We start from the raw sequence: 20,702 nt of genomic DNA, 5'->3' as shown, positions 1-20,702 counted from the left end.
AGGATAAAAGATGTTTGAAATTCATTGTCCTTATTGCAATGAGAAGCGGTCTGAGATCGAATTCGCTTATGCGGGTGAGGCGCATTACGTGCGCCCGACAGCACAAGAACAAACCGAAATGTCAGATGAGGACTGGTCACGCTATATGTTTATTCGCGACAATATTCGCGGCGAGCATGCTGAGCGTTGGTGGCATAATTCCGGATGCAATATGTTTTTTAATGCCATTCGCGACACGGTCACCGATAAATTTGTGATGACATATAAAATGGGTCAACCTCGCCGAACAGAAACACAGATCGAGGCGGCTCGCAAGAATAACGCTGAACAAAAGGCAAAGTCATGAGCCTCTTTCGCAAAACAGGGCGAGGCGTTGTTGATGACTCCAAGGTGATTAATTTCACCTTTGACGGCAAAGCCTATCAAGGGCTGGAGGGCGACACGGTAGCTTCAGCTTTGCTAGCCAATGGCAATCATCTGATGGGCCGCAGTTTTAAATATCACCGCCCACGCGGCGTATTAGGAGCGGGCTGGGAAGAACCAAATGCGCTTATAGCTGTGGACAGAGGTAAGGGACGCGTCACGCCGAATGTTCGCGCGACAACGCAAGAGATATATGAGGGGCTGAAAGCTGAGAGTCAGAACCGCTCGCCGAATTTGAAATTCGACATGGGGGCTTTCAATAATGCCTTTTCTATGTTTTTCCCCGCAGGGTTTTACAACAAGACCTTCATGTGGCCGAAGAGCTTTTGGGATAAGGTTTATGAGCCCTTTATTCGAAATATGGCGGGCCTTGGCCCCGCGCCTGATGCTGACGATCCTGATGTTTATGCGAGTACATATGGGCATTGCGAGACGCTGATTATCGGTGCAGGCCCTGCCGGGATAGCGGCGGCGCTTTCGGCATCTAAAAGCGGGGAGCGTATCATATTAGTTGATGAGAATGCTCATATGGGCGGAAGCTTACGCTCGACTCCTAACATCGAAATTGGTGGTAAACCCGCAAGCAAATGGCTGGAAGCCTCACTTAAGGCTTTAACCAAGGCTGAGAATGTGACGCTGATGACGCGCACAACCGCGACAGGCTATTATCACGATAATTTCGTCGCGCTGGCCGAGCGCGTAAAGCACCATATTCCAAATGCAAAAATTGGGAAGGTGCGCGAGGCACTACATCGTATTCGCGCAGGGAAAGTTATTCTTGCGCAAGGTGGTATTGAACGTCCCCTTGTCTTTAACGGTAATGATCGACCGGGTATAATGCTCGCCTCTGCGGCTCAGACTTATCTGGGCCAATATGGCGTTGCGGTGGGTAATGAGGTGGCCGTGTTTACCAGTCATGATAGCGCCTATCAGGCTGCTTTTGATGTGGCTGATGCGAACACTCGAATTGCCGCTATTATTGATGTGCGCAGTACTATTCGGGATGATCTTATCATGGGCGCGACACAGCGCGGCATAAAAATCATAAAGTCCGCAGCAATCACAAAAACTTTTGGTAAGCTCCGCGTTAACGCTTGTGAGGTTTATGAGCCTGAGAGTGGAAAGAAAACGAAAATAAATTGCGACGCTATATTGATGTGTGGTGGCTGGACGCCGAGTCTTCATCTCTGGTCTCATTCAAAGGGCGGAATTAAATGGGACGCTGATCTCGCTGCCTATATTCCTGATATGCCAAATGAGAATGCTGTCTGTATTGGCGCATGTAATGGTGATTTTGGTGTCGCAGCTGCCTTAAGTGCAGGACATAAAGCAGGCGGGGGACGTAAGGCCTATAAAACGAACGAAATTGAGTTTGGATCAGGCGTCGTCCTGAGCAGTCTTCCGAGCTATCTGGATAGCTCTAAACAAAAAGCCTTTGTCGATTTCCAAAATGATGTGACCGAAAAAGATATTAAACTCGCTGTTAGCGAGGGCTTTAAATCTATCGAACATGTCAAGCGATACACGACGAATGGTATGGCGACTGACCAAGGTAAAACTTCCAATCTCAACGCTTTAGAAATCGCGTCTAAGGCAGTCGGTAAGCCGATTGAAAAAGTGGGCCTGACGACGTTTCGTCCGCCCTATACGCCGACAACATTTGGAACCTTCACAGGTTACCGTGATAATGAATTATTTGATCCCACGCGCAAGACACCGATTGACCCTTGGGCCGAAGCAAACGGAGCAGCTTTTGAGCCGGTCGGCCATTGGCGGCGAGCTTGGTATTTTCCAAAGGATGGCGAGGATATGCACGCCGCCGTCGCGCGGGAATGCAAAGCGACGCGCGAAAGCCTCGGGATTTTTGATGCCTCTACTTTAGGTAAGATTGAGGTTGTGGGCCCTGATGCGGCTAAATTTATGAATCTGATGTACACGAATCCATGGAGCAAGCTTCCAGCTCTTGGATGTCGTTATGGGCTGATGTGCCGAGAAGACGGTTATATATATGATGACGGTGTGGTTGGCCGCATGGCCGAAGATCGTTTTCATGTGACAACAACAACGGGCGGAGCGCCGCGTGTCTATCGCCATATGGAAGATTATCTCCAGACAGAGTTTCCTGAGCTTGATGTTTGGTTGACCTCGACGACGGAGCAGTGGGCTGTCATTGCGATTAACGGGCCTAACGCGCGAAAGCTCATTGAACCTTTCGTTGAAGGCATTGATCTGTCTCCTGAGGCTTTCCCGCATATGACATTGCGCGAAGGGAAGATTTGCGGTGTGCCCACGCGCCTCTTCCGCGTAAGCTTTACGGGCGAGCTTGGATTTGAAATCAATATTCCTGCTCATTATGGGCGTTTGGTTTGGGAAAATCTGTTCGAAGCGGGACAGCAATATAATATCTGTCCATACGGCACGGAAACCATGCATGTGCTGCGTGCGGAAAAAGGTTTCATTATTGTCGGGCAAGATACTGACGGAACAGTCACGGCACATGATGCAGGCATGTCTTGGGCAGTCTCTAAAAAGAAAAGAGATTTTGTCGGTAAACGATCACTCGCGCGCCCTGATTTGGTCGCGAAGGGACGAAAACAGCTCATCGGGCTTTTAACTGAAAATCCGAATGAGGTACTAGAAGAGGGCGCGCAAATTGTTGACGATCCCAATCAAGCTATTCCAATGGATATGCTAGGCCATGTGACGTCAAGCTATTGGAGTGAGCCTTTGGGCCGTTCAATTGCAATGGCGGTGGTGCGGGATGGTTTTGACCGTATGGACGAGACACTGAGTATTCCGATGCCGGGCAAAGTCATAAAGGCCAAAGTGGTAAAGCCGGTCTTTTATGATCCAAAGGGTGAGAGATTAAATGTCGTTTGATCAAGCCATTGATATCCCTGAAATTTTTGATGCAGATGATCTTCGTGTCACTCTGCTCAAGGAGAAAGCGCGCTATAGTTTGCGTCTCAAATCCCAAGATGTGACAGCCATTAAGAAAGCTAGTGGGTTAAAGCTTCCGGCCAAAATTATGGGATCCACACGGACTAAAGATATCATATGCGCCAAGCTCGGACCCGATGAATGGATCGTTATTGCTGATCCGACGCAAAAGGTAAAACTCGATAAGACTTTAGCAAAAGTCTCAAAAGAGTTTACCTGCAGCATTACGGAGATTTCGCACCGCAATGTTGGGTTTGAGATTTCAGGATCAGAGGCCGCACAGCTTATCAATGTGGGGTGTCCTATGGATTTGTCGTTAGATAAATTTCCCGTAGGAAAAGCCGTGCGCACCTTATTTGAGAGCGCCTCAATCCTGCTTATCCGCACTGACGAGCACAGCTTTCATCTTGAATGTTGGCGATCCTTTGGCCCTTACTTAAGGGACTTTTTCGCTAGGGTGATTAGCACGCGTTAATTAAGCTTTTGGCTTGGAGGCATTTTTAAACTGCCGTATAGCCGCCATCAACGGACAGAATAGTTCCTGTAATATGTCGTTCTTGGGCTAGAAATAATATAGCGCGGGCGACTTCTTGAGGTTCTGCGACACTTCCGATGGGAATACTGTCCTCATTACGCTCGACAACAGTCTCGGCTTGCTTTGGGTCGCTGTGTTTTGAAAACAACATGGGCGAGTTTATCGCGCCGGGAGCGACAGCATTGACTGTAATCTTGCGGGGGGCCAATTCAAGCGCCATTGATCGCGTCAATTGATCCAATGCGCCTTTGGAGGCGCAATAGGCGGCAAGTCCAGCAGCTCCGACCTGTCCGCAAGTTGAAGAAACGTTGATAATCGCGCCACCATCCATATTTTGACGCGCAAATTCACGGCTGAAATAAAACGGGCCGTTTACATTTACATCCATCACAAATTGCCAATCATCATCCTGCGTATCCCGAGCATCGCCGCGATGAATAGCCCCGGCATTATTGATAAGTATGTCAACTTTTCCGGCTTGCTTAAAAGCTCCAATGGCCGTTTGAGAATCTCTGACATCACCTGCAAAATAGGCATGGCCTGTGCTTTTTAGCTTGGCCTCCGTTCGCCCTACCAAAAATATCTTAGCGCCTTTTTCTGAAAATAGGCGAGCACATTCCAGCCCTACGCCGCTGCCACCTCCTGTGATGAGCACAGTTTTACCATCTAAACTTCGAGGATCGCCGGCCATCGTAATCCTATAATTTGGGAAGGGGGAGTTTTGCCATGCGGCCCCCCGCAACAATAATTTCCTGACCTGTTATGAAGCCAGCTTGCGGGCTTGCTAAATACAGGGCGGTATTGGCGATATCCTCTGGCAAGCCCAAGCGGCCAACGGGGTGAAGACTTTTAATTTCATCATCCACTTTCGCGCGGTTAGGATATTGATTGAGAAATTTTTCATTAAAAGGCGTATTGATCCAACCTGGCGCAATGGCGTTGCAACGAATACCGTGCGGCCCATATTCCAAGGCTGTGTTATGCGTGAAACTCGCAACAGCGCCTTTAGATGCGCCGTAAACACTGTGCTGTGGATTAGCACCCAAGCCTTCAATTGAGCTTATATTCACGATGGCAGGGCTTTCAGAAATTCCATTTGTCATAATCGAGAAGGCATGTTTTGTCATGAGAAAGACGCCTTTGACATTGATGTCCATCACGCGGTCCCATTGCTCTGTGGACATATCTTGAATGGGAACTTCGATACAGATCCCTGCATTATTGACAAGGACATCAAGCCGTCCAAAGTCTGACTCTATATGCGCCATTAAGCTTTTTACGCTAAATTCATCTGCGACATTAGTTTCGTGGAATATAAAATCACTATTTGTAGGTGGCTGTATATCAGCAATTATGACTTGCGCGCCTTCTGCGGCAAAGCCTTCGGCAATAGCCAAGCCTATATTTTGCGACCCCCCTGTGACGACAACGACTCTAGGCATAAGGGATGATCTTACTTTTTTGAGAGCCCAGACCTGCTATGGTGGGTTCCATAATATCGCCGGGTTTCATATAGAGTTGCGGTTTCATACCATATCCCACGCCGGGCGGCGTTCCCGTGAACATGATATCTCCAGCTTCCCAGCGAACATATTGCGAGATGTTTGAAACAAGTTCTGCAATGGTAAAAACCATATCACCCGTATTACTACTCTGGCGCCTTTCGCCGTTTATTTTGATCGAAATATCGAGATCATTCGGGTTTGGCACGTCTTCTTTGGTGACAAGCCAGGGGCCTATCGGTTTGAGCGTATCTGCGCTCTTACCCTTCGTCCATTGAGTGCCGCGTTCGAGTTGAAATTGCCGTTCTGAGACATCATTCCCTACGCAGTACCCCGCGACATGATCCATCGCGTCTTCGGCGGAAATATAGCTACCGCCTTTGCCCAGAACCACGACAAGCTCCGCTTCCCAATCTAGCTCGGTTGCGCCGCGCGGGATAATCACATCATCATAGGGGCCGTTAATGGCTGTTCGTGACGTTAGCATAAACATCGGTTCGCTGGGTGTTTCAAGCCCAGCTTCTTGGGCATGTTTGCCATAAGTAAGAGCGCAGCCAATAATTTTGCCGACATTCCCTATAGGCGGACCAAGGCGTGTTGAAGGATCAATAACAGGTAAGCCGGAAACATCTATTCCCGCCAGTAGTGTTTCGGCGGCACCTACAGTCTCTCCAGTCCAGTCGCTGACAAACGATGAAATATCTCGCCAAATATTTTCGCAGTCTATAACCCCGGGGTTTTCATTGCCCTTGGTTCCGAACCGAATAAGTTTCATATATTTTTCCCAATCAGTTGTGCAGCGCGTTCTGGCGTTAAAATATGTTTAGCGCGAGCCTTTTTAAAAACATCCAGAGTTTGCGCAATACCATCCCGCATAGACCTGTAAGGTACGACTTTAAGCAGAGCGTCCAAACGGCCATCATCCGGTGCGTGGGGGAAAGGCAGGGGGGCGCCTGTTAAGTGAATATCAGCGCCCTCAATTTGTTGTTTTATATCTATGAGCACATCCGCAATGTCCGCTTCAGTACCTTGCATGTCAAAGACTAAAGCATCTTCTATATCTAGTGAAATACCGGCAACAAATCTATCTGCCGCGTCTTCAACATGCACAAAGGCAACGGGCCCTGAAAAGGGTATAGTATAGCTTTGCTCAAACAGGGCGGCCAATATGGCCATGGTCGGCGCGGCGCTCATGCCTTGATCACGGCCTGGGCCGTAAATAACGCCAGGTCTTATGCAAAGACTGGGGACCTGCCAGTCCTGCCAATAGACCGCAGCCATTTGTTCACCGCAAACCTTATGTGCGCCGTAAAGCGTTGCCAAAAAGTCATTATCCCCCATGGCCGGGGACGCAATCGAGCTGGCATAAGTTATCCGCTTTATACCGAATTTTCTTGCCGCTTCAAAGATATGTGTGGTGCCGACGACATTGACTTTCACGCTTGTAATTGGATCCGCTTTGCAAAAAGGGACTTGCAGCGCCGCTAAATGGATGATGGCCGAGACATTATGTTTTTCAATCACGGTACAAAGACGTTCATAATCCGTAATATCACCCACTTCCCAGGTTACAGAGGCGGCATCGTCCATAATCAAATCAAGACGTTCACGATTATCCGTTAGATCAAAGACAATAGGTCTCGCGCCTTGCTCCATTAGTTTTTTAACGGCCCATGCCCCGATGCAACCTGCGGCTCCAGTTACGAGGACTGATTTGTTTGCAAGATCTGCCATTAGCTGCGCGGCCCCGCCATAGAGTTTCTGAATTTGAGAAGAGGCGCTAATGCGTCATCAAGCTGTTTGGTGAGGGCTTCAGGATCATCATGCAGACTTACTGACTTAACAAGCTCCTCAAGCCTTGCTGAGGCTCGCCATGCTTCATGGCGCGTTAATTCAGCGGGTAAGCCCGGATCATCCCAACCCAGCATATTAACAGAATTAGTGGCATCATCAGCCGTGGACGGCGTAACCACAAATGAAGGTATCATTGTAATGCGTTCCGCTTTTTGCTTGAGTCGGCAGGCGCGGTGAAAAATCATATTGCCTTGTTGCATGAATCCATAGCCCGCAGCTGGAAAAGGGACTGTGATCGTGCGGTCTGGCGGGAGTTCAGTATCAAGCCCTTCCTCTCCTTCAATGCCTAGTAATCTCTGCCCTTCCATTTTAGTGCCGTGAAAATATTGAAACTCCCCACCTTCAAGCAGTTGTGGATCGGATATCATCATCACAATATCAAAAGCGACGGAGTCAACGTGCCATGTGTCCACGGCTTTACGGATATCTTTAGGGGCATAATTCACGCCGCAAGCTACAGCCGGAACAGAGTGCCTTGCCAAGTGAACCCCTGCCATATTCGATAGATAGTCTGCAAGTTCTGGGCTATCACAAAAATCTTTGATAAATTGCGATCTATATCCGGCGCCGCGCACATAAGACCCAAGCCTGTTAAGGCCGGTCCCAATACTTACATTGCGGTTATCATACATGGTCATGCAGATTTCATGCATGGCCGCCACACCTTCGCGAGATAATATTCTAAAGGCAGTTGAAACACCAAAATCAGATGGGCAGGCTTTAACCTCTACTTCTGAATATCCAAGCTCGCCCAGAGTTGTGATCTTTTCAACAGGGCCCAAGGCAAGATGTTTGCTTGCCTCAAAAACCGGCTCTTTGCCTAGCTTGATATAGCTTGGTGGGCGTTGGTCTGGAAAAGGCAGTGTTGCAGTCATATGGCTAACTTACTTATTAAAAATATTCTGTCTTTGTTTCGCTGCGCATTCATAAGGTCAATGATTGAATTTCTATCATTAGCGAGCTTAATACTTGCATTTAAAACCGTGATTTAACAGCTCTCTTCTGTGTCTTTGCCCTTTTACCGTGGAAATCATTTGATGCGGCTCTGTGAGTCCCTCATAGATGTGCAAAAATAAAGGGAAGACATGTCCAATATCGACGAGAACGCTGCCAATGAAAGCCTCAGTCTAAAGACGGCCAGTTCCGGTTTTTATGCCGGCTTTAATCCCGTTGTTGCGATGGGGTCTAAAGCTCTGATTGGTCTTTTAATAGTCTGGGCAGGCCTGTTCCCTTCCGAAGCGGGTGCTGTGTTATTGAAAATCCAAAACTGGACGACTTCGGCGTTTGGCGGGTGGTATGTTTGGGTCACGGCTTTTTACGCGATCGTGTCTTTGGGAATAGCTTTCTGGCCCAAATCAGGCCGTATCAAGCTCGGTAAGCCAGATGAAAAGCCAGAGTTTTCCCGCTTCTCTTGGTTCTCAATGATGTTTGGCGCGGGGATTGGCGTGGGTATGCTTACCTATTCCACCGCAGAACCTATTTTTCATTTTGCCAATAATCCGGATGTTATTAAAGGTCTATCAGATGGGCAGAGTGCAAACAATGTGCGTAATGCCTATAAATGGGCAATGCTGCATTACGGCATAACCCCGTGGGCGTGTTACGGCATTGTCGGTATGGCGCTAGGTTATTTTGCTTATAATCGCAATCTACCTCTTTCTTTTCGCTCGTCCTTAAAACCGCTTTTCGGTAAAAAAATGGAAGGCGGGCTCGGCAATATAGTGGATATAGTCGCAATCCTCGCAACAGTTATCGGCGTGAGCGTTACGATTGGTTATGGCGTGTCTCAATTCGCGTCAGGTGTTTTTAACATAACAGGTTTTGAATGGATCAGCGCAGAGAACGGCAAGCCGACGCTGACGGCTCAGCTTTTAGCGCTACTTTTGATAATTGGCGCCTCTATATTCTCAGCAATTTCCGGCGTCGATAAAGGCATCAAATGGCTGTCCAATATCAATATGGGATTATCCTTTTTCTTACTTGCCTTCTTCGCTGTTTTCGGAGCTACGGTTTTTGCTTTTAAGCAGTTTTTTGTAACGCTCTGGGATTATTTCCTTGCGCTTCCAGCAATGTCTTTCACAGTTTGGCCCGAGGGTGAGCTCGCGAATTGGCAAGGGGCTTGGACAATTTTTTACTGGGCGTGGTGGATTGCCTTTGCGCCATTCGTGGGCTTCTTCCTAGCGCGGGTTTCGCGCGGACGGACGATACGCGAATATGTCTTAGGCGCAATGTTCGTGCCCGCGGCCATGGGGCTCGTCTGGTTTACATTGGTCGGCGGCACAGCGATTGATCTTGAACTGTCAGGCATTGCGCAAGGCAGTATTGTCAATGCTGATATTTCAGCCCAACTTTTCCAAACTATAAACCTTATCCTCACGCCGCTTATGGCCAAGATAATGTCTTTTGTGATTGTGATTTTACTGTTGACCTATCTCGTGACCTCAGCGGACTCGGCTATTCTTGTGATAAACACAATTACCTCTGCCGGAAACCGTGCGCGAGCTCATACGAAGCATATCATTATTTGGGGCGTAATTTATATTGCAGTTGTTGCGGCCTTACTCACGGCAGGTGGTATGGATGCATTGCGATCAGCGATGATCGTCGGGGCCTTACCCTTCTCAGTCGTCACAGCCCTGATGGCCATCTCCTTGATGAAAGCTTTGCTTGCGGTGCCTAAAGATAAAGCCTGAGTTTTGAGCTAAGCATAACTTAGCTTACTTGAATGGTAGCTTGCAAATCGTGGCCTCGCGGTCCCCATTTGGTGTTTTGACGGTCACGACATTTCCGATATCCCAATGCTCTCGCGTCACCATGCCGATAGCGACATTGGTGTTAAAATCAGGTGACCACGCGGCAGATGTGACTTGCCCGATTTCTGACGTACCGTTGGTGATCGTCCATGAGTCCGGGCAGGGAGGGACTGAGTCCCCCGAAATAGATAATCCGCGAATTTGCCGCTTAGGCCCGTTTTCTTGTTCTCTGCGTAAGGCCTCAGCGCCTATACAACCCGCCGCAGCAGGGCCTTTGCAAAACCGCCCTAATCCTGCCTCGTAAGGCGTATTTTCGATTGTCATGTCATTTCCATAAGACAGGAGCCCGCCTTCAATACGCTCAATCAAGTTCGGGCAACCAGCTCTGACATTCAGATCTTCCCCAGCTTCGAACAAAGCATCCCAAATCGCTTCGCCCTGATCTGACCCGTCAACATAGATTTCAAATCCGCCTTGAACCGAGTAACCTGAGCGCGCAATTGTATGCTCTTTCCCATTGAAAGAAATTTTGCGGTGCCGGAAAAACCTAAGATCAGGCACATCATCACCGAAAACCCGCGCCACCAGATCATCGGCTTTAGGCCCCTGTATGGCTAGGGGCGAGACATCCGGCTCGTGGATGGTCACGTTTAGGCCTTTCCCAGCCGCAAGGCCTTTTACCCAATAAATGAGGTCTGAATCCGCAATTGAAATCCACCAGCGATTTTCATCATGCTTCACCGCGACCGGGTCGTTAAGCATGCCGCCATTTTCATCCACAACAGGAATATAATAGCACTGGTCATCTTTCATCTTGGTAAGATCACGAGGGGTGAGCATCTGAATGAGTCTGGCAGCATCAGGGCCATTTAGTTCGACTTGCCGTTCAACGGCGACATCCCAGACTTGGACATGATTTTTAAGGTGATGATAATCAGCCTCGACACTGTCAAATACGGTAGGCAAAAGCATATGGTTATAGACGGTATAACCTTTGACACCATGAGCTGTATTTTTATCAGTCCAAGGTGTACGGCGCAGACGGCGCGAAATCGATAGAACAGGTTGCATAGAGTAATCCCCTTAAAAACTCTAATTTCCGCCTACAGGAAAATAATATTTTCTGTCACCAAAAATTTTCGCTTTACTGTTTTCTAATATTTAGAATTAGAACGGCGTAATATATCTGGTTTCAACTAAAATTACAGGTTTTAACTCCACGGAAAGGGACTGTTTGAGTTTGGGTGTAATTCGCCTTCTTCATAGCGGGCAAATCTGAAGGGTTTTAGAAGTTCTGACGTTTCCCCCATTATGTGTTCAGCCACCAGTTTCCCGACGCCGATCATCTTGTAACCATGGTTACTATCCGCCAGAATATAAGCATTCTCGCAAAATTCATCAAAAACGGGGAAGCTATCTGGTGTGAAGCACCCCACACCGCCTGACGGCTCCTTGTGATATGACCCCATCAAACCTTCAAAGCGTTTATGGCAATGGGCCAGAGCTGAAACCCACATATGGGCAAATTCAGGTGAGCTAACCCATTCTGGTGAGGCCGGGCCATAAGGATCGAGTTGCAGCTCATCCACTGGTGTTGTGACGGGGTAAGGCATTGCGCCGCCTTGGACGCCGCCAAAATGAAAGTCGGGTTTGTAATAAAGCCCCCAAATTTTATTCTGCTCAATTACAGACCCATCTACAGTCGAATAGAGCGTGGCATCTGTATCGACATGCATGACCGGGGGTTGTTTGCCCTCATTTGTCTTAAACATATCCGGATCAACATTCAGCACGCCTTCCTCAAGTTGCCAGAAGGTCCACATATCTATGCCATCATGTGTTTGGCCGTCTTTGCCTTTAATGCTGACAGTTTTGGGCAGTTCGAGCATATTCCAAAAATCACGTACCCACGGTCCTGCGCCAATGACAACATAATCGCACTCAATATTACCTTTCGACGTTTCAACGGCGCGGATAGCCGATGAGGCGACATTGGCACGTTTAAACCCTGTGACCTCAATGCCTGATATGATGCGAACACCTTCGGCCTCGGCTTTACCTGCTAATCCATACATGGATTTTGTATTATTCGCATATCCGCCTTTTTTTTCATGCAGGACAGAGGTGATATTTTGGGCCTGCCAATCCGCATAGATGTCTTTCATATAGCTATCGCAATCAGCTTCGCCTTCTATGAGCACCGAGTCATATCCGATGGCGCGCTGCTGTTCATAGATCTCGCTAATATCCTCATGCATGGATTCGCAGGAAATCTGCATATAGCCCACAGGATGATAGGAATAGGTCTCGGGGTCTGACTCCCAAACATCAACAGAATGTGCCATTAACTCACGCATAGCGGGTTGGTAGTAATTATTACGCACGACGCCGCAAGCAATGCCCGACGCGCCGGAAGCTATTCCGCTTTTATCCAAAATTACAATGTCTTCACCGCTACCTTTGCCCGCAGCTTTTAACTCCAAGGCCAGGTGATAAGCTGTAGACAATCCGTGAATGCCGGCTCCAATAATGACATATTTCGAAGATGCGGGGATTCCCATCTGACGCTCCTATTCGTTTATATATCGGTAGGCGTCTTGCTTTTCAGGAACAATAAAAGATGCTGCTATTCAACTATATTTATCCGCAAGCATTATGAATTATGATTATTCTGAGCCAATTATACCCAAAAATGGTATGTTTAAGGGGCTTTACTTAATTCTTACTAATGGTAATGGCGTTTTTATAAATATAGTTTGGGGGTTTGGGATATGAAAATTCCAAATAACTTTGACCTTAGGTCTTTGCAGGTTTTCGTCATTACAGCGGACCAAGGGGGTATGACCCAAAGCGCGAAAGTATTGCGCATGACCCAATCCGCGGTCTCCCAAATCATTGCAGGACTCGAAGACGCTGTCGGCGTCAAGCTTTTTGATCGTTCTGTTCGGCCAATAGTACTCACCTCTGCGGGGCGTATATTATTAGAGCGCGGACGGCAAATTCTGCGAGATACCAAAGAGGCTTTTCGGGAAACTCGGACATTAGAGCGCCGCCGATTAGCGTCTCTCACAGTTGCTATGACAGATAGCATGTCGGCGGTTCTAGGCTCTCACCTCTATGAAACAATGAATGAAGTCTCAAGCTATTGGAGGTTCTGGAGCGGTTTATCACCCTATCACCGCGAAGAATTTCTGACTCATAATATCGACCTTATCATAACGACGAGTGATGTGATGGAAGATGTTAGTGGGCTTAACCGTTATAAGGTTTTTCAAGAACCTTATGTTCTCATTTTCCCCAAGACGCATAAAGGTTCGACGAAACTCGAAGATGGGGAAAGAGATTTGCCATTTCTTAGATTTTCAATCCGCTCTGCGATGGGCCTTAGGATTGAACGGCAGCTTAACCGGCTCCGTCTGAAATTCCCTGATATTGCGGAATTTGACAGGGCCCCCGCACATACTCTGGCGGTTGCTAAGGGATTAGGTTGGGGCGTTACAACGCCTTTATGTCTACTCGAAAACCCTGAGTTGATACCGCATGTGGATATTCAACCCATTCAGCGCGGAAGCTTTAGTCGTCATTTTGACCTGCTATCTCGCGAGGATAATCTTGGAGATATACCAGAAAAAATTGCGATTGAATCAAGGCGTATTCTAAAAAAACACTGTCTTCCCAAGCTCTATGACCAAGTGCCTTGGCTTGAAGACATGATCTCTTTAAATGAGGATTAGAGAGTTTAATGCGGCTAATACTGGGTTATGGTTTTTTCTAATTGGTCAACACATACTCTTGCCACATGAGGCCTGACGCTTTTAGGGTTTTAGTATGAGCTTACAAAACGTCATAAAACCATTGGCTACCGCTCGCGGGCTCCCCAATGAGCACTATATTTCTGCGGATATGTATGCGCGAGAGCGTGAGGTGCTTTTCTTTAAAAATTGGTCGGCTGTTGCCTTTGAGAGCGACGTGAAAATACCTGGTGATGCGTTTCCTGTAGACTTTATGGGGGTTCCGCTTTTGCTCGTGCGGGCCAAGGATGGCGCGGTAAATGTCTTCCAGAATACGTGTCGCCACCGCGGTATGATATTAGTTGATGAGCCCACCCATCTAAAAGGCCCCATAAGATGTCCCTATCACAGTTGGTGCTATTCTCATGAAGGTAAATTGGTTCGAACGCCTTATGTGGGTGGAGTTGAGATAGATACGCATGAGGCCATAAAGCCTGCCGAGCTTAGCCTCTTCGCAATTAAAAGCCATATTTGGCACGGCGTTGTTTTCGTGAACATCTCTGGGGATGCGGCGCCTTTTGAGGAGGTCCATAAAGATCTTTTAAAGCGGTGGTCGGAATTTCAGCAGCCCTATCACCTTGGCGGTACGGCCAGCCGTTTTGATATGAAGGTGTCTGCGAATTGGAAGCTAGCAATTGAGAATTTTTGCGAGTCTTATCATCTGCCTTGGGTGCACCCTGAACTCAATGAAATATCGCCGATTAGTGTTCATTATCCGATCGATGATAGCTCGGGCTATGCAGGGCAGGGTAGCCGCAACTATAATCAACTTGTCGGCAAAGACGACAGGCGCTTTCCTGATTTTAAAAACTTATCACCCATATGGGAAAAGCAGGCTGAATATGTTTCATTTTTCCCGAATGTCCTCATGGGTGTTCACCGCGATCACACTTATGCCACCATTTTAATGCCACAAAGCTCTGAAGAAACATTTGAACGCGGCGCCTTATTTTATGCTGATAAGCATATTGATACGCCGCAATGGCAAGACCTACTCAAGGAAAATACACGTATTTGGCAAGATGTGTTTTCAGAGGATATCGGTGTTGTCGAGGGCATGCAAAAAGGCCGTAATGGTCCGATGTTTGATGGCGGTAAGTTTTCGCCTGTGATGGACGGCCCAACGCATGTTTTTCATAAGTGGGTCGCCCGTCAGATGCAGTCAAATGAATAGCTAATATTTCTAACTCTAATGATGCATTGCGCCTCTTGTTTTGTTAGAACTATCAGCAATAGGACGCATTATGGTTACTCTGCTTAATACCGTAGAAGATAAGTTTGCGCGTGAGGCTTGCCGCGCTCATGGCGATCAGGCTGATGAGCTGCTAGAAATATTGCACGATGTGCAGCATGAGAAAGGTCATCTCAGTGACAGTGCTTTGAGAACCATTGCCCAGGCCCTGAATATCTCACGCGCAGAAATCCATGGTGTTGTCAGTTTTTATCATGACTATAAGCGCGAGCCTGGCGCGAAACTCACCCTCCATATCTGCCGCGCCGAAGCTTGCAAGGCTGTTGGCGCAGATACGCTCATAACAGAGGCTGAAACTTTACTTGACGTAAAACTAGATGAAGGCGGGGCTGAGGTTGCTTTAGCTGCAGCCTATTGCCTTGGAAATTGTGCTTTGGGGCCCGCTATCATGGTCAATGACAAACTTTATGGCCGCGTTGATAGAGCTAAAATCAACGCCATCACCGCGAAACATATGGCGCAAATATCATGAGCGTAAAAATTTATATCCCGCGCGACTCCGCTGCCTTGTCTGTCGGGGCTTATGATGTGGCCGAAGAAATTAAGGCGCAGGGTGGAAATGATGTGGAGATTATCGCGACGGGCTCACGCGGCATGTTATGGCTTGAGCCCTTGGTTGAAGTTGAAACAGATGCCGGCCGCGTTGCTTATGGCCCCGTTCAGCCCGAAGATGTAAAAAGCCTTTTCGATGCTGGTTTTTTGAACGGCGGAGACCATAAGCTGTCGCACGGCCTGACCGAGGTTATCCCTTACTTTGCCAAACAAGACCGCCTGACCTTTGCACGTGTAGGCGTAATAGACCGCCTCAGCCTCGCAGACTATGAGGTGCATGGCGGATTAAAAGGATTGAAAAAGGCGCTTTCAATGCCGCCTGAAAGTATCGTGGAAGAAGTTCTCGAGTCAGGACTACGCGGGCGCGGCGGTGCAGGTTTCCCAACAGGCATAAAATGGAAAACTGCGCATGCGCAAACATCTGAGCAAAAATATATTTGCGCAAATGCTGATGAAGGCGATAGCGGAACCTTTGCCGACCGCATGCTTATGGAAGGCGACCCGTTTTCTCTTATTGAAGGTATGATTATTGGCGGCCGTGCTATTGGCGCCGAGACGGGATATGTCTATATCCGTTCAGAATACCCACATGCCATTCGGGTCATGCGCCGCGCAGTTAAAGCTATGGAAGATGCAGGATGGCTAGGCCAAAATATTGGTGGATCTGATACCCATTTTGATCTTCACATCCGTGTTGGCGCAGGAGCTTATATTTGCGGAGAAGAGAGCTCGATGCTGGAAAGTATTGAGGGTAAGCGCGGACAAGTTAAAGTCAAACCTCCCATCCCCGCGATTTCAGGTCTGTTTAACAAGCCCACTATTGTGAATAATGTTCTGACCCTTGCCACCGTGCCTTTTATTTTATCTGAAGGCGCGAAAACATATGCGGATTACGGACAGGGTCGGTCACGCGGAACACAACCTTTTCAGCTCGCAGGTGACGTGGCGCAAGGCGGGCTCATAGAAATGGCATTTGGCGTGACGATTGATGAAATCGTCAACGAGTTTGGCGGAGGCACACGTTCAGGGCGCCCTGTAAAAGCCGTTCAAATTGGTGGTCCCTTAGGCGGTTACCTCACACCTGGGCAGTTTGAGACGAGCCTTGGTTATGAAAGCCTTGCTGAAGCGGGAGGCATGATCGGACATGGCGGCATTGTCGTTTATAATGATACGACAAGCATGATGAAAATGGCGCGTTATGCGATGGAGTTTTGTGAGCTTGAATCTTGCGGTAAGTGTACGCCTTGCCGCATTGGCTCTGTTCGCGGGAAAGAAACGCTCGATAAAATTGCTGCGGGTGAAGATGTCGCCGCTAATCTAGATGTGCTAGAAGACTTATGCGACTTAATGGAAGAGGCTTCTCTTTGCGCGATGGGCGGCTTAACGCCTATGCCAGTGCGCACAGCAATGAAGGCTTTTCCAGAAGAATTTACGGGCCCTCTAGAAAAGGCTGCGGAGTAAGATAATGGCATTATTGCAGGAAACAGATTACGGTACGCCGCAGGTGAAATCGGATAAAACTGTCACCGTAGAAATTGACGGACATAATATCTCTGTCCCGGAAGGCACTTCTGTGATGCGCGCAGCTGCAGAAGCCGGTATTCCTATTCCTAAGCTCTGCGCCACAGATAGCCTCAACGCTTTTGGGTCTTGCCGATTATGTGTCTGTAAGGTCGAAGGCAAACGCGGCACGCCGGCCTCCTGCACGACCCTTGTTGAAGAGGGCATGAAAGTTACAACACAGGATGAGCATCTTGCGAAAATTCGCAAAGGCGTCATGGAACTCTACATCTCTGACCATCCGCTGGATTGCTTAACCTGTTCCGATAACGGCGATTGTGAATTACAGGATATGGCAGGAGCTGTTGGCTTGCGTGAAGTGCGTTACGGTCATGAAGGCGAAAATCATACGGATGCCCCAACAGACGACTCTAATCCTTATTTCAGCTTTGATGAGAGCAAATGTATTGTCTGTTCGCGCTGCGTCAGAGCCTGTGATGAGGTGCAAGGAACACTCGCTTTAACCGTTGAAGGCCGCGGCTTTAATTCAAAAATTTCTGCCTCTATGGGCGAGAATTTCATGGAGTCCGAATGCGTGTCTTGCGGGGCTTGTGTGCAGGCCTGCCCAACGGCGACGCTTCAGGAAAAATCCGTTATTGAGCACGGCGTGCCAGACCGCACCGTTTTAACGACCTGTGCTTATTGCGGGGTCGGCTGTTCTTTCAAGGCCGAGCTGAAAGGCGATCAAGTTATCCGTATGGTGCCTTATAAAGACGGCAAAGCTAATCACGGTCATAGCTGCGTAAAGGGACGTTTTGCCTTTGGCTATGCGACCCATAAAGACCGCATCACAACACCCATGATCCGCGAAAATATCACAGACCCATGGCGCGAAGTGTCCTGGGAAGAGGCTTATAGTTTCTCAGCGGAGCGGTTAAAGGCCGCCCAAAAAGACTATGGCATTAAAGCCATTGGAGGCATCACATCCAGCCGTTGCACTAATGAGGAAGTCTGGTTGGTTCAGCGTCTTATTCGGCAGGGCTTTGGCAATAATAATGTCGATACATGTGCGCGTGTTTGTCACTCGCCGACGGGTTATGGTCTTAAGCAAACTTTTGGTGAGAGCGCAGGCACTCAGAACTTCGACTCCGTTATGGAAGCGGATTGCATCATGGTTATCGGCTCGAACCCGACGGATGCCCATCCGGTCTTTGGGTCACAAATGAAACGCCGCCTGCGGCAAGGCGCGAAGCTAATTGTTGTGGATCCGCGCGGTATTGATCTCGTGCGTTCTCCTCACATTAAGGCAGATTATCATTTACAGCTTCAGCCTGGAACCAATGTCGCTTTGATTAACGGCCTAGCCCATGTGGCGGCTAAAGAGGGATTGCTCGATGAAGAGTTCATTAAAACGCGCACAGATACGGCGAGTTATAAAGAATGGAAAACGGCTATTTTGGACGAGGTGAACTCGCCAGAAAAAGTATCTGACATTACTGGCGTACCTGCAAAGGACATTATTGGCGCGGCGCGTTTATTTGCGGCTCATAAGAACTCTGCCATTTATTACGGACTGGGCGTAACGGAACATAGTCAGGGCTCAACCATGGTTATGGGCATGGCGAATTTTGCGATGGCGACAGGTAATATCGGACGCCCCGGCGTTGGGGTAAACCCCATGCGCGGGCAAAATAACGTACAAGGGTCCTGCGATATGGGGAGTTTCCCGCATGAGCTCTCAGGCTATCGCCCCGTTGGCGATGATGTCGCGCGGGGACTATTTGAAACAAAATGGGGCACAAAGCTTGATAACAAGCCGGGATATCGTATTCCGAATATGTTCGATGAAGCTTGCGCCGGAACGTATAAAGGCATGTATATTCAGGGTGAAGATGTAGCTCAGTCCGATCCGAATATTCAACATGTCGAGGCCGCTCTTAAAGCGCTAGATATCCTGATTGTACAGGATTTATTCCTGAATGAAACTGCGCGCTTTGCCCACGTCTTTCTACCGGGAACAAGCTTTCTTGAAAAAGACGGCACATTTATCAATGCTGAGCGCCGCATTAACCGAGTCCGTCCCGTCATGAAACCTGCAACGGGTAAGCATGAATGGGAAGTCACTCAGGATTTGGGCCGCGCTTTGGGTATTGATATGGGCTTTAACTCAGCGTCTGAAATTCTCGACGAAATCGCAGACCTAACGCCGCAATTTGCCAATGTAAGCTTTAAAGTATTGGACGAGGCGGGAAGCCTCCAATGGCCCGTCAATGATGAACATCCTGACGGAGCGGAAGTCATGCATGTCGGAGAATTTGTACGCGGTAAGGGACAATTCGTGCCAACTGAATATCAGCCAACACCTGAGCGCACGAACCGGAAGTTCCCGCTTATCCTGACGACGGGACGTATTTTATCCCAATATAATGTGGGCGCGCAAACTCGTAGAACTGAAAATAATCAATGGTGGGATGAAGACGTTCTTGAAATCCATCCCTCTGATGCTGAGGCGCAAGGCGTGAGGGATGGCCAGTGGGTCTCGCTCAAATCTCGTAAAGGTGAAATCACGCTTCGCGCGAAGCTATCAGACCGCATGGCGCCTGGCGTTGTTTACACGACTTTCCATCACCCTGATACAGGCGCAAATGTCGTTACAACAGATAATGTGGATTGGGCCACAAGCTGTCCTGAATATAAGGTCACAGCCGTTGCGGTTGCGCCGGCAAACCATAAATCTGATTGGCAGATGAATTATGAAGAAGAGCTCTCCGAATATCGGAAGATTTCTGAACCGGCTGAGTAAATGGTTTTCCCCGTAAAAGTTCACGGGGAACATCTTGCAGTCTCGCATTCCGTAAAGGCAGGGGACCAAGACTGGTTCATACCCGAAGAAGTCCCGATAGCCTTGGTCTTTAATCGGCGGAACTACGCTGTGATGATGGGAACGCCTCATGACTTAACAGATTTTGGTCTAGGCTTCGCCTTAACCGAAGAGGTTATTAAAACACCTAATGACGTCCTTTCCCTTGATATTTACATATCTGAAAAGGGGGCTGATCTAAGATTTAAGATCAAAAAGCACGCGCTTGAAAGACTTGATATCACGCAGCGTCGCCGTAACTTAGTTGGCTCGGCCAGCTGCGGATTATGCGGGCTTGAGAATGCCGATACACTTTTCAAGGTTTTGCCAAAGATCGCGCAAACCCCGATAGATTTATCGAAAGAGGCCATGGCCAAAGCGATGACATCCCTAAGGCAGCTACAACCTCTCAACGCTCAAACACATAGTGTCCATGCGGCGGCTTGGGTGACGCAGCAAGGCGATATTGAACTCAGCCGCGAAGATGTCGGTAGGCATAATGCGCTTGATAAGCTTTTAGGGGCGATGGCCCAAAAGAACACCAATGTAACAGAAGGTTTTGTCTTGATGTCGAGCCGCTGTTCTTATGAAATCGTGGAGAAAGCCGCCCGGCGCGGCGTTCAGGCGATACTCTCTATGTCTGGCCCGACAGCTTTTGCAACGCGTAAGGCGACAGAGGCAAATATGGCCCTTTATGCGCGCTTTGAAAATCAAGGCGTTAAAATAAGCGGATAACAATA

Annotated in this window: 17 protein-coding genes; 10 read left to right on the top strand and 7 right to left on the bottom strand. The window is 48.4% G+C overall.

The genetic code is table 11. The features are described 5' to 3' along the window. Positions 1-10: 10 nt before the first annotated feature. The 3 genes from F569_RS0105100 to F569_RS0105090 are packed head-to-tail and all read left to right on the top strand — an operon-like array spanning position 11 to position 3,838. Positions 11-346, top strand: coding sequence for a sarcosine oxidase subunit delta (locus F569_RS0105100; protein ID WP_026941323.1), 336 nt, complete (start codon positions 11-13; stop codon positions 344-346). Next, positions 343-3,303 carry a sarcosine oxidase subunit alpha family protein gene (locus tag F569_RS0105095; protein WP_026941322.1) on the top strand — a complete coding sequence of 987 codons (2,961 nt, stop codon included), beginning with the start codon at positions 343-345 and terminating at the stop codon, positions 3,301-3,303. The genes F569_RS0105100 and F569_RS0105095 overlap by 4 nt, the downstream gene beginning before the upstream one ends. Beyond that, positions 3,293-3,838, top strand: coding sequence for a sarcosine oxidase subunit gamma (locus F569_RS0105090; protein ID WP_034387229.1), 546 nt, complete (start codon positions 3,293-3,295; stop codon positions 3,836-3,838). Before F569_RS0105095 ends, F569_RS0105090 begins: the two co-directional genes overlap by 11 nt. Positions 3,839-3,863: 25 nt before the next feature. Here the strand turns inward: F569_RS0105090 and F569_RS0105085 are convergent, their stop codons facing one another. From F569_RS0105085 to F569_RS16580, 5 genes are read right to left on the bottom strand one after another with little or no spacing between them, the layout of a single operon-like run. Beyond that, complete coding sequence (locus F569_RS0105085; protein WP_034387227.1) at positions 3,864-4,589, bottom strand: SDR family NAD(P)-dependent oxidoreductase; 726 nt, start codon at positions 4,587-4,589, stop codon at positions 3,864-3,866. A gap of 7 nt (positions 4,590-4,596) precedes the next feature. Further along, positions 4,597-5,340, bottom strand: coding sequence for an SDR family NAD(P)-dependent oxidoreductase (locus tag F569_RS0105080; RefSeq protein WP_026941319.1), 744 nt, complete (start codon positions 5,338-5,340; stop codon positions 4,597-4,599). Continuing rightward, positions 5,333-6,175 carry a fumarylacetoacetate hydrolase family protein gene (locus tag F569_RS0105075; protein WP_026941318.1) on the bottom strand — a complete coding sequence of 281 codons (843 nt, stop codon included), beginning with the start codon at positions 6,173-6,175 and terminating at the stop codon, positions 5,333-5,335. The genes F569_RS0105080 and F569_RS0105075 overlap by 8 nt, the downstream gene beginning before the upstream one ends. Beyond that, positions 6,172-7,134, bottom strand: coding sequence for an NAD-dependent epimerase/dehydratase family protein (locus F569_RS0105070; protein WP_026941317.1), 963 nt, complete (start codon positions 7,132-7,134; stop codon positions 6,172-6,174). The genes F569_RS0105075 and F569_RS0105070 overlap by 4 nt, the downstream gene beginning before the upstream one ends. Next, positions 7,134-8,129, bottom strand: coding sequence for a hypothetical protein (locus F569_RS16580; RefSeq protein WP_233353597.1), 996 nt, complete (start codon positions 8,127-8,129; stop codon positions 7,134-7,136). The genes F569_RS0105070 and F569_RS16580 overlap by 1 nt, the downstream gene beginning before the upstream one ends. 210 nt (positions 8,130-8,339) lie before the next feature. Between F569_RS16580 and F569_RS0105060 the strand changes: the two genes are divergently transcribed. Beyond that, positions 8,340-9,947 (top strand): BCCT family transporter, encoded by a 1,608-nt coding sequence (locus F569_RS0105060; RefSeq protein ID WP_051279337.1) that lies wholly within the window; start codon positions 8,340-8,342, stop codon positions 9,945-9,947. A 24-nt stretch (positions 9,948-9,971) separates the two neighbouring features. On the opposite strand, the gene F569_RS0105055 is transcribed toward F569_RS0105060, so the two are convergent. Together F569_RS0105055 and F569_RS0105050 are read right to left on the bottom strand one after the other, a co-directional pair. Continuing rightward, positions 9,972-11,078 (bottom strand): dimethylsulfoniopropionate demethylase, encoded by a 1,107-nt coding sequence (locus tag F569_RS0105055; protein ID WP_026941315.1) that lies wholly within the window; start codon positions 11,076-11,078, stop codon positions 9,972-9,974. Positions 11,079-11,218: 140 nt separating this feature from the next. Then, complete coding sequence (locus F569_RS0105050; RefSeq protein ID WP_026941314.1) at positions 11,219-12,568, bottom strand: NAD(P)/FAD-dependent oxidoreductase; 1,350 nt, start codon at positions 12,566-12,568, stop codon at positions 11,219-11,221. A 210-nt stretch (positions 12,569-12,778) separates the two neighbouring features. On the opposite strand from F569_RS0105050, the gene F569_RS0105045 reads away from it, so the two are divergent. The 6 genes from F569_RS0105045 (at position 12,779) to fdhD (ending at position 20,697) form a co-directional block, all read left to right on the top strand. Then, on the top strand, positions 12,779-13,741 hold the full coding sequence (locus F569_RS0105045; RefSeq protein ID WP_034387223.1) for a LysR family transcriptional regulator: 963 nt from the start codon (positions 12,779-12,781) through the stop codon (positions 13,739-13,741). A 94-nt stretch (positions 13,742-13,835) separates the two neighbouring features. Then, positions 13,836-14,972 carry an aromatic ring-hydroxylating oxygenase subunit alpha gene (locus F569_RS0105040; protein WP_026941312.1) on the top strand — a complete coding sequence of 379 codons (1,137 nt, stop codon included), beginning with the start codon at positions 13,836-13,838 and terminating at the stop codon, positions 14,970-14,972. 70 nt (positions 14,973-15,042) lie between these two features. Next, a complete protein-coding gene (locus tag F569_RS16575; protein WP_034387221.1) occupies positions 15,043-15,522 on the top strand; it encodes an NADH-quinone oxidoreductase subunit NuoE family protein in 480 nt (159 codons plus the stop codon). After that, the gene (locus F569_RS0105030; RefSeq protein ID WP_026941311.1) at positions 15,519-17,063 is read left to right on the top strand and encodes a formate dehydrogenase beta subunit; all 1,545 of its coding nucleotides are present in this window, start codon (positions 15,519-15,521) and stop codon (positions 17,061-17,063) included. Before F569_RS16575 ends, F569_RS0105030 begins: the two co-directional genes overlap by 4 nt. Before the next feature lie 4 nt (positions 17,064-17,067). Further along, positions 17,068-19,905, top strand: coding sequence for a formate dehydrogenase subunit alpha (fdhF, locus tag F569_RS0105025; RefSeq protein WP_026941310.1), 2,838 nt, complete (start codon positions 17,068-17,070; stop codon positions 19,903-19,905). Further along, entirely contained in the window at positions 19,906-20,697 is a 792-nt protein-coding gene (gene fdhD, locus F569_RS0105020; protein WP_084168798.1) for a formate dehydrogenase accessory sulfurtransferase FdhD, read from the top strand. Positions 20,698-20,702: the final 5 nt, after the last annotated feature.

This window comes from Hellea balneolensis DSM 19091 (assembly GCF_000428525.1).
GTDB lineage: Bacteria > Pseudomonadota > Alphaproteobacteria > Caulobacterales > Maricaulaceae > Hellea > Hellea balneolensis.
The sequence above is the reverse complement of the archived record's forward strand: the minus strand, read 5'-3'. Positions and strand labels throughout refer to the sequence as shown.

Coding starts and splice junctions, on each gene's coding strand:
- F569_RS0105100 (WP_026941323.1), top strand. CDS start 11: ATGTTTGAAATTCATTGTCCTTATTGCAATGAGAAGCGGTCTGAGATC.
- F569_RS0105095 (WP_026941322.1), top strand. CDS start 343: ATGAGCCTCTTTCGCAAAACAGGGCGAGGCGTTGTTGATGACTCCAAG.
- F569_RS0105090 (WP_034387229.1), top strand. CDS start 3,293: ATGTCGTTTGATCAAGCCATTGATATCCCTGAAATTTTTGATGCAGAT.
- F569_RS0105085 (WP_034387227.1), bottom strand. CDS start 4,589: ATGGCCGGCGATCCTCGAAGTTTAGATGGTAAAACTGTGCTCATCACA.
- F569_RS0105080 (WP_026941319.1), bottom strand. CDS start 5,340: ATGCCTAGAGTCGTTGTCGTCACAGGGGGGTCGCAAAATATAGGCTTG.
- F569_RS0105075 (WP_026941318.1), bottom strand. CDS start 6,175: ATGAAACTTATTCGGTTCGGAACCAAGGGCAATGAAAACCCCGGGGTT.
- F569_RS0105070 (WP_026941317.1), bottom strand. CDS start 7,134: ATGGCAGATCTTGCAAACAAATCAGTCCTCGTAACTGGAGCCGCAGGT.
- F569_RS16580 (WP_233353597.1), bottom strand. CDS start 8,129: ATGACTGCAACACTGCCTTTTCCAGACCAACGCCCACCAAGCTATATC.
- F569_RS0105060 (WP_051279337.1), top strand. CDS start 8,340: ATGTCCAATATCGACGAGAACGCTGCCAATGAAAGCCTCAGTCTAAAG.
- F569_RS0105055 (WP_026941315.1), bottom strand. CDS start 11,078: ATGCAACCTGTTCTATCGATTTCGCGCCGTCTGCGCCGTACACCTTGG.
- F569_RS0105050 (WP_026941314.1), bottom strand. CDS start 12,568: ATGGGAATCCCCGCATCTTCGAAATATGTCATTATTGGAGCCGGCATT.
- F569_RS0105045 (WP_034387223.1), top strand. CDS start 12,779: ATGAAAATTCCAAATAACTTTGACCTTAGGTCTTTGCAGGTTTTCGTC.
- F569_RS0105040 (WP_026941312.1), top strand. CDS start 13,836: ATGAGCTTACAAAACGTCATAAAACCATTGGCTACCGCTCGCGGGCTC.
- F569_RS16575 (WP_034387221.1), top strand. CDS start 15,043: ATGGTTACTCTGCTTAATACCGTAGAAGATAAGTTTGCGCGTGAGGCT.
- F569_RS0105030 (WP_026941311.1), top strand. CDS start 15,519: ATGAGCGTAAAAATTTATATCCCGCGCGACTCCGCTGCCTTGTCTGTC.
- fdhF (WP_026941310.1), top strand. CDS start 17,068: ATGGCATTATTGCAGGAAACAGATTACGGTACGCCGCAGGTGAAATCG.
- fdhD (WP_084168798.1), top strand. CDS start 19,906: ATGGTTTTCCCCGTAAAAGTTCACGGGGAACATCTTGCAGTCTCGCAT.